Raw genomic sequence first — 13,826 nt, 5'->3', positions numbered from 1 at the left:
ATTGCCTAATATCTTTGAGATATCCAGTAAGACAATGGATTTCAAGACTTATTTGGCAAGGCGCTTCACCTTAAACCGAAAAGGCATATTGAATGGGGGGATGATGCCGGTACCCTTCCAGTTCGAAATCGTCTATGGTGACCCACGTTTCCAGATCTTCCAATGACTGGATATCCGGATTGATTTTCAGCTTCGGCAGGGCATACGGCTCCCGCTTGAGCTGAATATTTCTCACCTGCTCCAACTGGTCCTCATAGATGTGTGCGTTGACGATTTTGTGGAAGGCCTTGGCCGGCTTGTTGCCGGTGATTTGGGCCATAATCATCAACAGCCAGCCCACCTGAACCTGGTTGAACCCGTGCCCTAAGGGCAGATCGTCCGAGCGTTGATAGCTGGTCAGATACAAATGCTCACCCACCAGGCTGAAGGTGTGGGTGTGCATGCAGGGGGCCAGGCAGGCGCGGTCCAGCTCTCCCGGATTGTAAAAAGTCATGATTTCCCGCCGGTCGTCGAAACCCCTGGACAGATCATCGACGATTTTTCGCAGCTGGTCGATTTCCCTGCCCTCGGGATTGCGCCACCCCCGGCCCTGAACGCCGTAGCAGCGCCCCATGTCGTCCTCGCCTTCGCGAAACGGATTGGCCAGCCAGTCGGCATTCTCATTGGCATTGGCGTTCCACGTGTTGCAACCCAGGTCCCGAAACTGCTTCGCGCTCTGGTAGCCGCGCAGGTAGCCCAGCATTTCGGCGATCGCCGGTTTCCAGAACAGTTTCTTCGTGGTCAATACCGGCAAGGTGCCATCGCTGACGTCATATTCGAGATCCACATTGATGACCGTCAGACAACGCTTTCCGGTGCGGGCGTTCTCGATCCACACCCCCTCGTCGATGACCCGTTGGCAAAGTTCCAGATATGCTTTCATTGAAGATTCCTATTGCCCTTGCTTTTCATTAATGCGCTATCCAGAAATCCCATGAACCTTCCTGGATTCCGGATCTCCGCTTCGCTCCGTCCGGAATGACAAAACTGGAGACCCGTTAAAAAAAGGGAGCTTGAGCTTACCAGAGAACCGTATTTTTTAATTTCAGTCATTATCCCTCGTGCATGTCGCCGGTGGCCATGAAGCGTTCGTGAAAGGCGAAAGCATCGCTCAGGATATGCGGCTCGTGTCCGCCCGTGGTTCGGATGGCCTGCTGGTAATAATCCCACAAAAGATCGCGAAAATCGGGATGGGCGCACTTTTTGATCACCTGTTCGGCCACCTGGCGCGGGGTCAGGGGGCGGGTGTCCACCAGGCCGTATTCGGTAACCACCACGTCCACCGAGTGCTCGCTGTGATCCACGTGGGAGACCATGGGCACGATGGCCGAAATTTTTCCGCCCTTGGCCGTGCTGGGTGTGACGATGAAGGACAGGCCCCCGTTGCGGATGAAATCGCCGGAGCCGCCGATGCCGTTCATCATTTGGGACCCCATGACATGGGTGGAGTTGACATGGCCGTAAATATCGACCTCGATGGCCGTGTTGATGGCGATTACTCCCAGACGCCGGATGACTTCCGGTGCGTTGGAGATCTCCACCGGCCTGAGGATAATTTTGTCCCGGTAGCGGTACAGTTCTTTGTAGAACCGTTCGCGGGCTTTGTGGGAAAGCGTCATGGCGGAACCGGAGGCGGCGCGCACTTTTCCCAGGTCGATCAGATCCAGCACGGCATCCTGCAGGACCTCGGAATAGAGATCGATGGTTTTGAAGAACTTGTTTTCGATGAATCCATTCAGGACCGCGTTGGCCACGTCGCCCACACCGGACTGCCAGGGCAGGGAAGGGGGCATGCGGTCATGGTCGATTTCGTGGGCCACGAAGTCCAGGATGTGTTCGGCGATTTTTTGCGATACGGTATCCGGCTCGTTGAACACTGCGCAGCTGTCTTCTTCCCGGCTGTAAAGAATGGCCACCACCTTGTTGGGGTCCATGTCGATGAACGGCTTGCCGATACGGTCGCTCGCGCGGTAGATGGGAATGGGCATGCGGTAAGGGGGATCCTCGGGAATGAAGATGTCATGGACGCCTTCCAGGTCCAGGGGCTCTGCGGATATTTCGATGATGATTTTCTCGGCTTCCCGAACGTAGGTCGGCGTGTTGCCCACGGACATGGTGGGGATCAGGTGCCCTTTTTTCGTGATGGCCACGGCCTCCACGACAGCCAAATCGGCCTTGCCCCAGTTCCCGTCACGGACTTGGGCGGAGAGGCGCGAAAGGTGATCGTCCTTGAAGTGAATCTTCCCCTGGTTGATTTTCTGCCGCATGATGCGATTGCTCATGTAGGGCCGCCGCCAATCGACCAGATCGGCCTCGGCCAGCACGCCGTCCACGGCATCGCCGGTCGATGCGCCGGCGAACAGATTGATCTTCAACCGTTCTCCGGCCTTGGCCCGGCGGACAAGGGCCTGGGGAATCAGTTTGGGGTAGCCGGCGGTGAAGCCGGAAATGAATACATTGGTACCATTTTGAATATGCTGACACGCCGCGTCCGGATCGGTGACTTTGTCCAGGAGCGATTTATAGCGAATACGATCTTCCGACATGGGGTTCTCCGTTTTGTTTTTCGCCTAATTTAGTTCTAACCATGCGTTGCAAATATCCCGGGCGCCATGGGATCGAGCAGCACCCGCTCGTTCCCATGGTACCGGTCCTCAATGTTGGAATTATATACGCTCCTTGGGAATGGCTTTCAATGACCGTTTGCCCGGGCCGGAAATTTTACTTTTTTTATTCGAAGTTCGAAGTTGGACGTTCGATGTTCGACGTTCATGGGTGTCCTGGCTCGGTTTCCTAACTCCGTTTCCCTTACCCCAACGATCCAACCACCTTTACCGTCTGGCGGGCGATCTCCAACTCCTCGTTGGTGGGGATGACATACGCCTTGATCCGGCTGCCGGCCGCCGATATCTCGCCATGGTGGTCCTCCGGCGCCTGGTTTTTAAACGGGTCCAACTCCAATCCGAGGGGTGCCAAGCCCCCGCAGCAGGCCGCACGGATATGCGCATCGTTTTCACCGATACCGGCCGTGAAAATCAGGGCGTCCACCCGGCCGAGTTCAAATGCGTAGGCGCCGATATAGTGCCGGCAGCGATGGGCGAACATGTCCAGGGCCAGACGGGCGCGCTCGTTGCCGGATTCGGCCGCCTTCTGAATGTCCCGCATGTCGTTCATTCCGCAGATGCCTTTCAAACCGCTTTCATTCTGCAGCACCTCCTCCAGTTGGTCCACGGACATGTTCAGGCGCCTGGCAATATACATCATCACGCCGGGGTCGAGATCGCCGGCCCGGGTTCCCATGATCAGGCCTTGCAGCGGCGTCATGCCCATGGAGGTGTCCACACTGGCACCATCCCTGATGGCGCAGATGCTGGCACCGTTTCCCAGATGGGCGGTGATCAGGTTGACGCTCTTCAGGGGAAGGTCCAGGCGCCGGGCCGCCTCCCGGGCCACATACCGGTGGGAGATGCCGTGGAATCCGTATCGGCGGACGCCCAGTTCTTCGTAATAGGACCAGGGCAGGGCGTAATGGCGGGCATGCGGTGGAATGGTATGGTGAAAGGCCGTGTCGAAAACCACAACTTGGGGAATATAGGGAAACAGTTCCCGGGCGATGTTGATCACCATCAGGTTGGCCGGATTGTGCAGGGGGGCCAGGGGAATCGTCTTTTCGATGGCGTCCAGCACAGCCGGGTCCACCAGGGTGGGTTCCCGAAATGCTTCGCCGCCGTGAACCACCCGGTGGCCCACGGCGTCAATTTCTTCCGGGCCGGCAATGGCCCCCGTGGCGGAGGCGGTGAGTTGACGGATCGCCTCACGAAAAGCTGCGCGGTGATTGGTCATCGTTCGTTCGAATGTAACCTGGTGAATCGGACCCGAAGCCGTTTGTGTCCGGTGGGACACCCTGCCGATGGGTTCGCCGATACGTTCCATCAGTCCGGAAGCCATGATTCGTTCGCCATCCATGTCCAGCAATTGGTACTTCAACGATGAGGAGCCGCAGTTGACAACCAGAATTCTCATTCACTCTACCTTTGCATGGGGTTTAAATCCGATTTCCCGTTTATGCGTACACTTTGTTTGCACATATTTGCTTAAAATGCTATGAAAAGCTTTCAACCGGACCCCGAACTGAAACATCTCGCATCCTCTATTTACCTTGACACGACCATCGGCGTGAATCCGGTGCCCGGCGACCCCCAGACGATTTTTTCAAATGGTGCCCGTCCGTAAGCGGCTATGGGCGGGTGTTGACAGCATTCAATCGCAAACCAAGCAGGAGGTGGATATGGTAATGAGAAAATGGCGGCTTGTTCTGTGTGCGGCTTCGGTACTACTCGTTTCCGGCTTCATGGTCTCATCGCCGGTCCTCGGGGCCGATCAGGAAACCCTGGACCGGCTTGAGAAGATCATCCGGCAGCAGCAAACGCAGATCGAAGCCCAGCAAAAGGCCCTGAACGACTTGCAGCAGCAGGTGGAGGCCCTCAAAGGCCAGACGGCCAAGGCCACGGTCAAGGCAGCTACGGACAGCCCGGCAGCGGTCAAGACCGGCAACCCCAAGGCCAGCATCAAGGTATACGGCCAGGTGAACAAGGCGGTACTCTACAGTGACGATGGCCACAACGAGGACCTCTACCTGGTGGACAACGACAATTCCTCCACCCGTATCGGGCTGCTGGGATCCATCAACCCCAACGAGCGCTATGAGATCGGGACCAAAATCGAGGTGGAGTATCAGACCAATCCCAGCAATGCGGTCTGGCAGGAAGACAAACGCTACACCCCGAATGACAGATTCGAAAAGCGCCATCTGGATCTGTGGGTGGATGCCAATACCCTCGGAAAGTTCTCCCTGGGCTGGGGGTCGACGGCCTCGGATGGTATCGCGGAGGTGGATCTTTCCGGAACCGGCGTGGTGGGGTACTCAAGCGTTGGGGACATGGCCGGCGGCCAGCGGTTCTATGATTCGAGTACGGGCGGCCTGTCCGCAACCGCCATCGGCAATGCTTTCAGCAATATGGATGGTCTGGGCCGCGACGAACGCATTCGCTATGACAGCCCCTCGTTCAACGGGTTTACGGGATCGACCTCCTATGTGTCCGACGGCGGCGGTGACTTCGCCGTGCGCTACAGCGCACGGGTGGACGCCTTCAAACTGGCGGCCGGGGCGGCCTACGCCAATCCCGGCAGCACCTCGGACACGATAGACGACCAGATGTCCGGGTCGGTTTCCGTTCTCCATGACAGCGGCTTCAACGGCACCTTCGCCATGGGTACGCGCGATCACAAAAGCGGCCGGGACGACGGCGGGTTTTTCTATACCAAGTTCGGCTACCGGGGTCGCTGGTGTCCGTTGGGGGTGACTTCCCTTTCGGCCGACTACGGACGCTATTCGGACATCGCCGCCGATGGAGACGATGCTGACACCATCGGTTTTCAGATGGTCCAGGATATCCAGGAGTGGGGCACCGAAGCCTATCTGGGCTACCGGCTCCACAAACTGGACAGGAACGGCGCCGATTACGACAATATCAATGCGTTCATGACCGGTATGCGGGTGAAATTCTGATGGACCGCCAATGGATCGCAGCGTTGGCGATTGCAGCCCTGATTGCCGGCTGTGCCGCATCGCCGCAGCCCTTCGAGTACCACGACGACAGGGATGAGAAACCGGGGCCTGGACTTTTCTCTGGTGATCGGGGCGGTGTTGTCGTTTACGGGGAATCATCGAAACAGACTGAAGAGAAAGAGGCCACGGAGGATCCCAGCCCGAAATAGTGGCCTAAGCAACTCAAACATCGCGCTGCGGGTATCCACTATTTTTGCGGATATCCGCGGCGCGTTTTCTTTATACGGAAGAAAGTCTATCCTTTCATTAACGAAGGGTATTTCCTGCCGAAATCGCTATCGAAATCGATCCGATACCGTTCCGTACCATGGGCCATCAATACTCCTTGCGTTTGGAAAACCCCCTGCCCAAAACATTGAAGGTGTTTTCCGTAATAATGAAGGCTTCCGGATCGATGGATAAAACCGCCTCTTCCAGCCGTTTGAGCTGGTAGTTGTGAATCACGGTGAGGATGACCTTCTTGATTTTGCCTGTGTAGGCGCCGCTTCCGTTGAGAAAGGTGACGCCCCGATTGAGCCGGGAGTGGATTTCCCCCGCAATTTTGTCGTTGAGATCGGATATGACGATAACCATCTTGCGCTGGTTGAAAATCGTGAGCACGTAATCCATGGTTTGCGAAGAGATGAAGCTCATGAAAAGGGAGTACAGGACGAGATCGGCCTCCAGAAATCCGAAACTGAAGGCAAACAGGACCAGGTTGAACGTAAAGAAGAACGTCCCCACGCGTACGTTCAATTTCTGGTGCAGGATGATCCCCACAATGTCCAGGCCGCCTGCCGATCCCAGCGAATGCAGGATGATGCCGGAACCTGCGCCCATGAGTACGCCGCCGGCCAGAACCGCCAGGATCGGTTCATGGATGGGCAGGGGAAAACCGATCAGATCGATGGCCGCCGAAAGCGCGGCCATGCCGTAAAGGCTGTAGAAGAAAAACCGCCGGCTGATATGAATCCAGCCGATCAGAAAGATGGGGATGTTGAGCAGCAGGTACCACAAACCCGGTGACAGCAGGCCGCTGACATAGTAAATGAGCAGGGTCAGGCCCGAAATCCCTCCGGTGATGAAGCCGTGGGGGATGGCGATGGATTTCAACCCGATGCCGAAAACCGCGGAACCCGCCGAAATCAAAAGCAGGTTCCACATTACGGAAGAGATAAACCGGTTGTAGTGGGGGCGTTCTTTCATGGATCGTTTCCTCAATAGACTTCTAACGGACCGATAAAAAGTCAATTTTTTAAAACGGCTTCGTAAAAAGGCAGAGATCGAGGCTTGCGAATCCCGAGGAATGAGGTGTACTTAGCGTACTCCGCAGTGACGAGGGATGAAGCGTAACGCCGATATCGGGCTTTTTACGAAGTCGTCAATTTTAATACGGACTCAATTCAAGTCAAGCAAGCTGCAAGGATAAATTAATGAGCGATAAACCGATCCAATCCTCCAGCCGATCCGTAACCACGACAATCGATGCCGACCTCTGCATCGGCTGCGGGCAGTGTGTGGCGGTCTGTCCCAAGGAAACCATCACGATGGAAGCGGACAAGGCGGTCGTGACCGGCAGCGAGTCCATGAACTGCGGGCACTGTGCCGCGGTGTGCCCCACCGAGGCCGTCCAGGTGGCGGCGCTGGATCCCGAGCTGGTTAGATTTGCCAACTTTTCCGCAGACAATCGCTGGCTGCCCCACGGTCGCTTCGACACCGCCGCGCTGGTCAATCTCATGGGATCACGTCGCTCCTGCCGCAACTTTACCGATCAGCCGGTGGATGGGACATTCCTGGAGGATCTGGTGAAAATCGGGGTCACCGCCCCGTCGGGCTCCAACTGTCAGCCGTGGACCTTCACGATTCTGCCGAATCGCCAGGCGGTGGTCGCGCTGGCGCGATCGGTCGGCAATTTTTTTCGGAAGACCAATCGGCTGGCGGAAAAAACCTGGCTGCGGCGTGGTCTGAAATGGCTGGGCCGTCCGGAACTGGAATCCTATTACCGGGATCATTATGCCACCGTCGAACGGGGACTGGAACAATGGGAGCAGGGGGAGCGCGACCTGCTGTTTCATGGAGCCCCTGCCGCGATTGTGGTCGCCGCGGACAAGGATGCCTCCTGTCCCGCCGAAGACGCCCTGCTGGCCACCGGTAATATGCTGCTGGGCGCCCACAGCCTGGGACTGGGAACCTGCCTGATCGGTTTCGTGATCGAGGCCATGCGGCGGGACAATTCCATCACCCGCTCTCTGGGCATTCCCGACAGTGAAATTCCCTGCACCGTGATGGCCGTCGGCTGGCCCGACGAAGTTTATCAACAGGTGGCGGGGAGGAAGTCGGTGATGATTCGGTATGCCTAACTGTGACGGGCTCGTAAAAAGGCAGATATCTTCGTTACGCTTCGTCCCTCGTCAGTGCGGAGTACGTATAGGTACGCATCCTTCTTCAGGACTCGCAAGCCTTGATCTCGTCCTTTTTACAAGCCCGTCCAAAATGCGACTTTTTAAGGTTTCATCAACTATAAGTCGAATCTGGCACATTGGCTTCGTCACCATGCAGGGCCGTGTAGGGGCGAAAAATTTTTCGCCCCTACGATCCCTATGGATCCCAGAAAACGTATCTTCAGGTGGCGTTGCATTCGTCCGATAGGGATGGCATAGTGATTCCGGTTTTTTAAATGGAAAGGGAACGCCCGCCCTCTCAAACGGGCAACGAAAGGCGGATTTTTGAGTTTTGCCCATCTGATCGCATTTACGGCAGGCCTTCTGCTGCTTTATTACGGCGCCGGCTGGCTGGTCCGGGGGTCTTCCACCCTGGCCCGCAGCCTGGGACTGACGCCCATGGTGGTCGGGCTGACCGTGGTGGCCTTCGGCACCTCGACACCCGAACTGGTGGTCAGCATGGTCAGCGCATTCAAAGGCAAGAGCATGATCGCCCTGGGCAATGTGGTGGGCAGCAACATCTGCAACATCGCCCTGGTCCTGGGGCTCACCGCCGTGTTTCATCCGGTGACCACCGGACGCGTCGTGATCACTCGGGACATCCCCCTGATGCTGGTCGTTTCCGCCTACCTGCTGCTGCTCTCCTTCAACTCCACCATCGGTCGGGTCGAAGGCTTGAGCCTTTTCGTCGGCATCCTGGCCTACACCTGGTTCAATTACAAAGTGGCCCTGCGGGTGGACCGCACCATGCCGGGAAAAGCCGTCCTGGAGGCCCGCTTGCCGGCCGGAAAAATCGGGCTGGCGGACAAGCGCTGGGGTCAGTGCCTGATGATTGCCGGCGGAACCGGCGCGGTGGTGCTGGGCGCGGATCTGTTGGTGGACGCGGCGGTCAGCATCATGACCGCCCTGGGGGTCGACGAAAAATTCGTCGGCCTGACCGTTGTGGCTTTCGGCACCTCGGTGCCCGAACTGGCTACCTCGGTTGTGGCCGCCATGAAAAAAGAGATGGACATCTCCCTGGGCAACCTGGTGGGCAGCAATGTGTTCAATCTTCTCAGCGTCGTCGGTGCCACGGCCATGGTGCGGCCCATCGTTATTGACGGCGGATTCATCGGCAGCGGCCTGGTGGTGGATTACCTGGTGATGATGGCCATCAGCGCCCTGCCCCTGTTGCTGATGAAACAGGACTTGACAATCACCCGCGGAAAAGGTCTGATCCTACTAGGCTGTTATGTGGCCTATGTGATTTTTCTCATTGTTAAGGATTGACGACTTCAACCTAAAATAGGCGTTTCACCTTTCTCGAGAAATAGAGAAAGACTATGATCACATTAGGTTGCGAACTGTTTCACAACTCAAAAGACGAAACCCCATGGGATTGCCGATCTCACTGCATCTTCGGCGTTAGCCACCGCGGCGCATAGCCGACTATAGCGCCGCAGCGGCTGCCTTGAATCTGCAGCAAGCTCGACAATCGCCTAATTTAGGTTCATAAAATATCCGACATCTGTGTTCCGCTTCATTTTTTTTCCGACCGATACCCGCAGACCATCCCCCGGCAACCCGTTTTTGCGGAGCGCAAGCCAATCATACGCCGAAGGAGGCGTTCATGGAACCCGTACCCAGCGATGACGATGCCTTTTCCACCGTTCTGGTCGTGGATGACGATGACGACATCCGTGAGATCCTTTCCTGCGGCATTTCCTCTTCCGGCTGTCGCTGCCTCACGGCGGACAGCGCGGAATCGGCATTGAAAGTCCTGGCATCCCAGCCCGTTGAAGTGGTCATCTCCGATGTTCAGATGGAGGGCATGGGCGGCCTGGAGTTGTGCCGTCACGTCAAGGAGGATTTCGATGCGGACGTGATCATCATCACCGGCCTGGTAAACAATTTTGCCTACGAGGAGATCATCGCGCGGGGCGCCAGCGATTTCATCGAGAAGCCCATTCGCCTGGCCGAAATCGTGGCCCGTCTGAAACGGGTGCTGATGGAGCGCCAGACGCGCCAGAAACTCAGACGGACCGCCGAGGAACTGCGCCAGAACGGACAGCGTTTCCAGAAGGCCATGGAAGGATCGGTGCAGGCCATCGCCCTGGCCGTGGAAATGCGCGATCCCTATACCGCCGGCCACCAGAGCCGGGTGGCCGACCTGGCCTGCGCCATTGCCCGCAGCATGGATCTTTCCGAAGACCGGATTTACGGCCTGAAAATGGCCAGTGTGATCCACGACCTGGGAAAACTCACCATTCCCGGAGAAATCCTCTGCAAGCCGGGCCGGCTCAGCGGCCCCGAATACGCTATGATCAGAACCCACGTGCAGTCGGGATATGACATCCTCAAGAAGATCGATTTCCCCTGGCCCCTGGCCGATATCGTCATCCAGCATCACGAGCGGATAGACGGCTCCGGATATCCCCAGGGCCTGTCCGGCGACGAAATTCTCCTGGAGGCTCGAATCCTTTCCGTGGCCGATGTTTTCGAAACCATCGGCTCCCATCGTCCCTATCGGCCTTCCCTGGGCATCCAGAAAGCGATCAACGAGCTGGCCGAGAACAGCGGCCGCCTATACGATGCCGATGTGGTCGCGGCCTGCCTCAAGCTGGTCAACGAGCTGGGCTACCGCCTCGACGGCCCCAAGAAGGCGGCCGGGCGCGTTACTACGCAAATGCAGTCCCTTTGATTATGAAAAATGAAATTAGGGGGTTAGGGGATTACGGGATTCAGGAATTGGTGACGAGAAGTTGTGAAACTGGGGGAATCATGCTGACCGTGGAGCCGATGTTTTTGTCTTCCTAAGAATTGGTCGCAGCTGAAAGCGGTACCGACAATTCCCTAATCCCAGAATTCCTCAATCCCAGAATTCTATTTCCGACCTCGTCCATCGTCCATCGTCCATCCTCCCTCATCCGTCTTCCGACCTCTGCCCTCAGTTCTCTGCCCTCATCCCTCGCCCATCGTCTTTTTTCCCGGAAATAGCAAAATCAAAGGAACCGTGATCAACGGAATGAACGCTACACCCCACAGGACGTCGGCAACGGAGTAGATGTCGGCCAGTTTTCCCACCAGCGGTGCCACGGCACCACCCAGGCCGTAGGCCAGTCCCATCATCAAACTGGAGACCATGGACCGGCCCCCCGGCGCAAGTTCCTGGGCCAGGGTAACCCCCAGCGGCATCGTGGCCAGCACGAAAAAACCGGCCGCGGCAACCCCGGCATAGATCCACGCGCCCGGCAGGGACAGCATGATCAGCAGGGCCGGGGTCATCAACAGGTGCGCGGTCAGAAAGACCGGACGGGCACCGGCCCGGTCCGCCGTGTACCCGGACAAGAGGCCGCTGACAGTGCCGGCCAGGGTAAACAGGGTGATCATGACGCCGCCGGAGACCAGGGAATATCCGCGGCTGACCAGCAGGACGGGCATGAAAGTCATGAAGGACTGGCCGACCACCGCCCTCAGAACCATGACCAGCCAGATGAGGAAAATCGATTTCCACACGGCACCGAACTGTTTTTTCAAGGTGCCCACCAATCCGGACGACGCCATGCCTTCGCTGCGCGGAGAGGGAACCACGAACCATAAGTAGACCAGCGCGGTCAGACCGATGACCATGGTGGCCGGCATGGCCCGAAGCCCCCATGTCGCCACAAAGGTGGTGATGAAAAAGGGGCCGACGGCAAAGGCCAGGGTTCCGCCCGTGTTGAATATGGACATGGAAAACCCTTTGCGATTGCCGGCATACAGCGGGATCATCCCGGCCACCGAGGGATGGAAAAGCGACGATCCGACCGATCCCAGGGAGATGACCAGCAGTAGCGGCCAGAAGCCGCCGGCAATGCCGGAAAGGGGGATGAAGACGACAGCCATGGCCATACCGCCCAGAATAATGGTCCTGCCCTGATGCCGGTCGGCCAGGTATCCGGCCACCGGTTGAACGATGAACGATAGGAACCGGTTGATGCCGGCGATGAGGCCCACCTGGGCCAGGGTCAGGTTCAGTGTGTCCATGAACGCGGGGAACAGGGGCGTGGTGAAGGCGCTGTAAAAGTCTCCGGTGAAATGGATCAGGGTCAGAGCGAACAGGATTTTCAGGTTGGGGCTTTGGCTGGGTTTCATTTGGATTGTCTTTTTTTGTAATACCGGCAGGGTTTCGTCGGCACGGCGCGCCGTGCCCCTAAAAAAGATCCGTGTTTTTTCCAGTGCAGATGGCCTGCATGTCGACCGCTCGATTGGAAAAAATCCAATCCACCCCGCGGGCCGCTTCCCGGTAAAGGCAGCGCCGGGAATCGGCGAAGCCCGTGCCGACCTTTTGCCCGATGCGGTGATGGCGGTCCACCACACTACTGCCCGCCAGCAGGTAGTGCCCGGACACGCCGGCGTACCCCCTGGCCGCCGCAAGACGGCTGAAGCGGTCCATACGGACGCGGGCGATGGGCACAAAGGTCCTTGCCGGAAAAAAATCGAACCGGTCGAACAGCTCCGGGTGCAGGCCCATCAGGTGGAAATCTTTTCCGGGGACCAGATTCGAAAGCGCCCGTTTGAATCGACGGGCCCGCACCGACGAATCGGACCAGGGTTCGGCCTTGATTTCCAGCATCAGGTGTCGTTTACCCCCGAACCGTTCGACCACTTCGGAAAGGGTGGGGATCAGGGGAAAGCGGTCTTTTAACTGATCGAGGGGGGTGCTGGCAAGGGTGATTTTCGAAGGGTACAGACGGTGGGTGTCCGGGTCGTGAAACACCACCGGAATCCGGTCTGCCGTCCAGCGGATATCCATTTCAAGGCCCCAGACACCGGCTTCGGCCGCCGCGTCAAAGGCCGCCAGGGTGTTTTCCAGACGGCCGCGGTTGTCTTGCTCGCCGCGGTGGGAAACGATCCGGCAGCGCTCCAGAAGCGCACCCGGGGGCGCCGGGCGGGGCCACCGCCGGCAGATCGCTCCCGCCAGCCAATGAAAAATTTTCTCAAGGCGCTCCGCCACACCTGTCGTTGAATGCCGTTTAGGATTCATTGCCTGTTCAAAAAAATGTTTTGCCTGCCAAAGGGTTTTGGGGGTATAAGACCCATTTTGCTGCCGCCCCGGTGCGTGGCCGGTTGCGGTTGGCGATCAGGGGCAGGCTATCATATCCCCCGTGAAAAAAACAGCTGTTGGAAAATGGAGAATATCGATTTTATGAAAACGGAAAAAGTAGGTCAGCGTATCCGCAAATTCATGGCTGAAAAGGAGCTTTCCCTGGAAGCGCTCGCACAGCAGACGGGCCTGGAATCCAGTGTTCTGACAACCATTGTCGAAGATGACGTCTACCCCTCTTTGGGGCCGCTGCTTAAAATTGCCCGGGCGCTGGACGTGCGGCTGGGCACCTTCCTCGACGATCAGATCGGCAAGGACCCGCTGGTGGTCCGGCGACAGGACCGCAAACAGGAGCTGAGCATGCTGCGCGGCAAGGACCGGCCCGTGGCCCTGAAATTCTACTCCCTTGGCAGCGGCAAAAGCGACCGGCATATGGACCCCTTTTATGTGGAACTGCTGCCTGAATCGGAGAAATCCAAGGATCTTTCCAGCCACGAAGGCGAGGAGTTTATCGTGGTCTACTCCGGCCGGGTGGAAGTCACTTACGGCACCGAGGTTTACGAACTCGATGCCGGCGACAGCATTTACTACAACTCCATCGTCCCCCACTACGTGAGCTGCAAGGGGGCGCAGCCGGCCGCCATCTACGCCGTGTTGTACATTCCCCGTTAGG

At 57.6% G+C, this 13,826-nt stretch carries 12 protein-coding genes; 6 read left to right on the top strand and 6 right to left on the bottom strand.

Features of this window, described 5'->3' with window-relative positions; all coding sequences use genetic code 11:
- Positions 1 to 70: 70 nt before the first annotated feature.
- The 3 genes from GN111_RS12835 to GN111_RS12825 all read right to left on the bottom strand — a co-directional run bounded on the left by GN111_RS12835 (position 71) and on the right by GN111_RS12825 (position 4,062).
- Entirely contained in the window at positions 71 to 922 is an 852-nt protein-coding gene (locus GN111_RS12835) for a thymidylate synthase (RefSeq protein WP_155304127.1), read from the bottom strand.
- Between the two features lie 169 nt (positions 923 to 1,091).
- Positions 1,092 to 2,585, bottom strand: a complete 1,494-nt coding sequence (scpC, locus tag GN111_RS12830) for a succinyl-CoA:acetate CoA-transferase ScpC (RefSeq protein WP_155304126.1) — start codon at positions 2,583 to 2,585, stop codon at positions 1,092 to 1,094.
- Between the two features lie 262 nt (positions 2,586 to 2,847).
- Complete coding sequence (locus tag GN111_RS12825; protein WP_155304125.1) at positions 2,848 to 4,062, bottom strand: acetate/propionate family kinase; 1,215 nt, start codon at positions 4,060 to 4,062, stop codon at positions 2,848 to 2,850.
- A 265-nt stretch (positions 4,063 to 4,327) separates the two neighbouring features.
- On the opposite strand from GN111_RS12825, the gene GN111_RS12820 reads away from it, so the two are divergent.
- Both GN111_RS12820 and GN111_RS12815 read left to right on the top strand, forming a co-directional pair.
- A complete protein-coding gene (locus tag GN111_RS12820; protein WP_170302257.1) occupies positions 4,328 to 5,608 on the top strand; it encodes a porin in 1,281 nt (426 codons plus the stop codon).
- Positions 5,608 to 5,817, top strand: coding sequence for a hypothetical protein (locus GN111_RS12815; protein ID WP_155304123.1), 210 nt, complete (start codon positions 5,608 to 5,610; stop codon positions 5,815 to 5,817). Before GN111_RS12820 ends, GN111_RS12815 begins: the two co-directional genes overlap by 1 nt.
- A gap of 166 nt (positions 5,818 to 5,983) precedes the next feature.
- Here GN111_RS12815 and GN111_RS12810 read toward each other — a convergent pair whose 3' ends face one another.
- Positions 5,984 to 6,853 carry a YitT family protein gene (locus GN111_RS12810; protein WP_155304122.1) on the bottom strand — a complete coding sequence of 290 codons (870 nt, stop codon included), beginning with the start codon at positions 6,851 to 6,853 and terminating at the stop codon, positions 5,984 to 5,986.
- 227 nt (positions 6,854 to 7,080) lie between these two features.
- Here GN111_RS12810 and GN111_RS12805 point away from each other — a divergent pair, with 227 nt between their 5' ends.
- From GN111_RS12805 to GN111_RS12795, 3 genes are all read left to right on the top strand, one after another.
- Complete coding sequence (locus tag GN111_RS12805) at positions 7,081 to 8,007, top strand: nitroreductase family protein (protein WP_155304121.1); 927 nt, start codon at positions 7,081 to 7,083, stop codon at positions 8,005 to 8,007.
- A gap of 366 nt (positions 8,008 to 8,373) precedes the next feature.
- The gene (locus tag GN111_RS12800; RefSeq protein WP_155304120.1) at positions 8,374 to 9,357 is read left to right on the top strand and encodes a calcium/sodium antiporter; all 984 of its coding nucleotides are present in this window, start codon (positions 8,374 to 8,376) and stop codon (positions 9,355 to 9,357) included.
- A gap of 340 nt (positions 9,358 to 9,697) precedes the next feature.
- Positions 9,698 to 10,768, top strand: coding sequence for an HD domain-containing phosphohydrolase (locus GN111_RS12795; protein ID WP_155304119.1), 1,071 nt, complete (start codon positions 9,698 to 9,700; stop codon positions 10,766 to 10,768).
- Positions 10,769 to 11,028: 260 nt separating this feature from the next.
- Here the strand turns inward: GN111_RS12795 and GN111_RS12790 are convergent, their stop codons facing one another.
- Complete coding sequence (locus GN111_RS12790; RefSeq protein WP_155304118.1) at positions 11,029 to 12,201, bottom strand: MFS transporter; 1,173 nt, start codon at positions 12,199 to 12,201, stop codon at positions 11,029 to 11,031.
- Positions 12,202 to 12,259: 58 nt separating this feature from the next.
- Positions 12,260 to 13,093, bottom strand: a complete 834-nt coding sequence (locus GN111_RS12785; RefSeq protein ID WP_155304117.1) for a glycerophosphodiester phosphodiesterase — start codon at positions 13,091 to 13,093, stop codon at positions 12,260 to 12,262.
- 162 nt (positions 13,094 to 13,255) lie between these two features.
- Between GN111_RS12785 and GN111_RS12780 the strand changes: the two genes are divergently transcribed.
- On the top strand, positions 13,256 to 13,825 hold the full coding sequence (locus GN111_RS12780) for a cupin domain-containing protein (RefSeq protein ID WP_155304116.1): 570 nt from the start codon (positions 13,256 to 13,258) through the stop codon (positions 13,823 to 13,825).
- Position 13,826 lies beyond the last annotated feature (1 nt).

It is taken from the genome of Desulfosarcina widdelii (genome assembly GCF_009688965.1).
GTDB classification, from domain to species: Bacteria; Desulfobacterota; Desulfobacteria; order Desulfobacterales; family Desulfosarcinaceae; genus Desulfosarcina; species Desulfosarcina widdelii.
This window is presented reverse-complemented; position numbering and strand designations above follow the sequence as displayed.

Excerpts from the sequence above, each read along its gene's own strand:
- GN111_RS12785 (WP_155304117.1), bottom strand. The coding sequence starts at position 13,093 with ATGAATCCTAAACGGCATTCAACGACAGGTGTGGCGGAGCGCCTTGAG.
- GN111_RS12780 (WP_155304116.1), top strand. The coding sequence starts at position 13,256 with ATGAAAACGGAAAAAGTAGGTCAGCGTATCCGCAAATTCATGGCTGAA.
- GN111_RS12795 (WP_155304119.1), top strand. The coding sequence starts at position 9,698 with ATGGAACCCGTACCCAGCGATGACGATGCCTTTTCCACCGTTCTGGTC.
- GN111_RS12790 (WP_155304118.1), bottom strand. The coding sequence starts at position 12,201 with ATGAAACCCAGCCAAAGCCCCAACCTGAAAATCCTGTTCGCTCTGACC.
- scpC (WP_155304126.1), bottom strand. The coding sequence starts at position 2,585 with ATGTCGGAAGATCGTATTCGCTATAAATCGCTCCTGGACAAAGTCACC.
- GN111_RS12815 (WP_155304123.1), top strand. The coding sequence starts at position 5,608 with ATGGACCGCCAATGGATCGCAGCGTTGGCGATTGCAGCCCTGATTGCC.
- GN111_RS12835 (WP_155304127.1), bottom strand. The coding sequence starts at position 922 with ATGAAAGCATATCTGGAACTTTGCCAACGGGTCATCGACGAGGGGGTG.
- GN111_RS12805 (WP_155304121.1), top strand. The coding sequence starts at position 7,081 with ATGAGCGATAAACCGATCCAATCCTCCAGCCGATCCGTAACCACGACA.
- GN111_RS12825 (WP_155304125.1), bottom strand. The coding sequence starts at position 4,062 with ATGAGAATTCTGGTTGTCAACTGCGGCTCCTCATCGTTGAAGTACCAA.
- GN111_RS12810 (WP_155304122.1), bottom strand. The coding sequence starts at position 6,853 with ATGAAAGAACGCCCCCACTACAACCGGTTTATCTCTTCCGTAATGTGG.
- GN111_RS12820 (WP_170302257.1), top strand. The coding sequence starts at position 4,328 with ATGGTAATGAGAAAATGGCGGCTTGTTCTGTGTGCGGCTTCGGTACTA.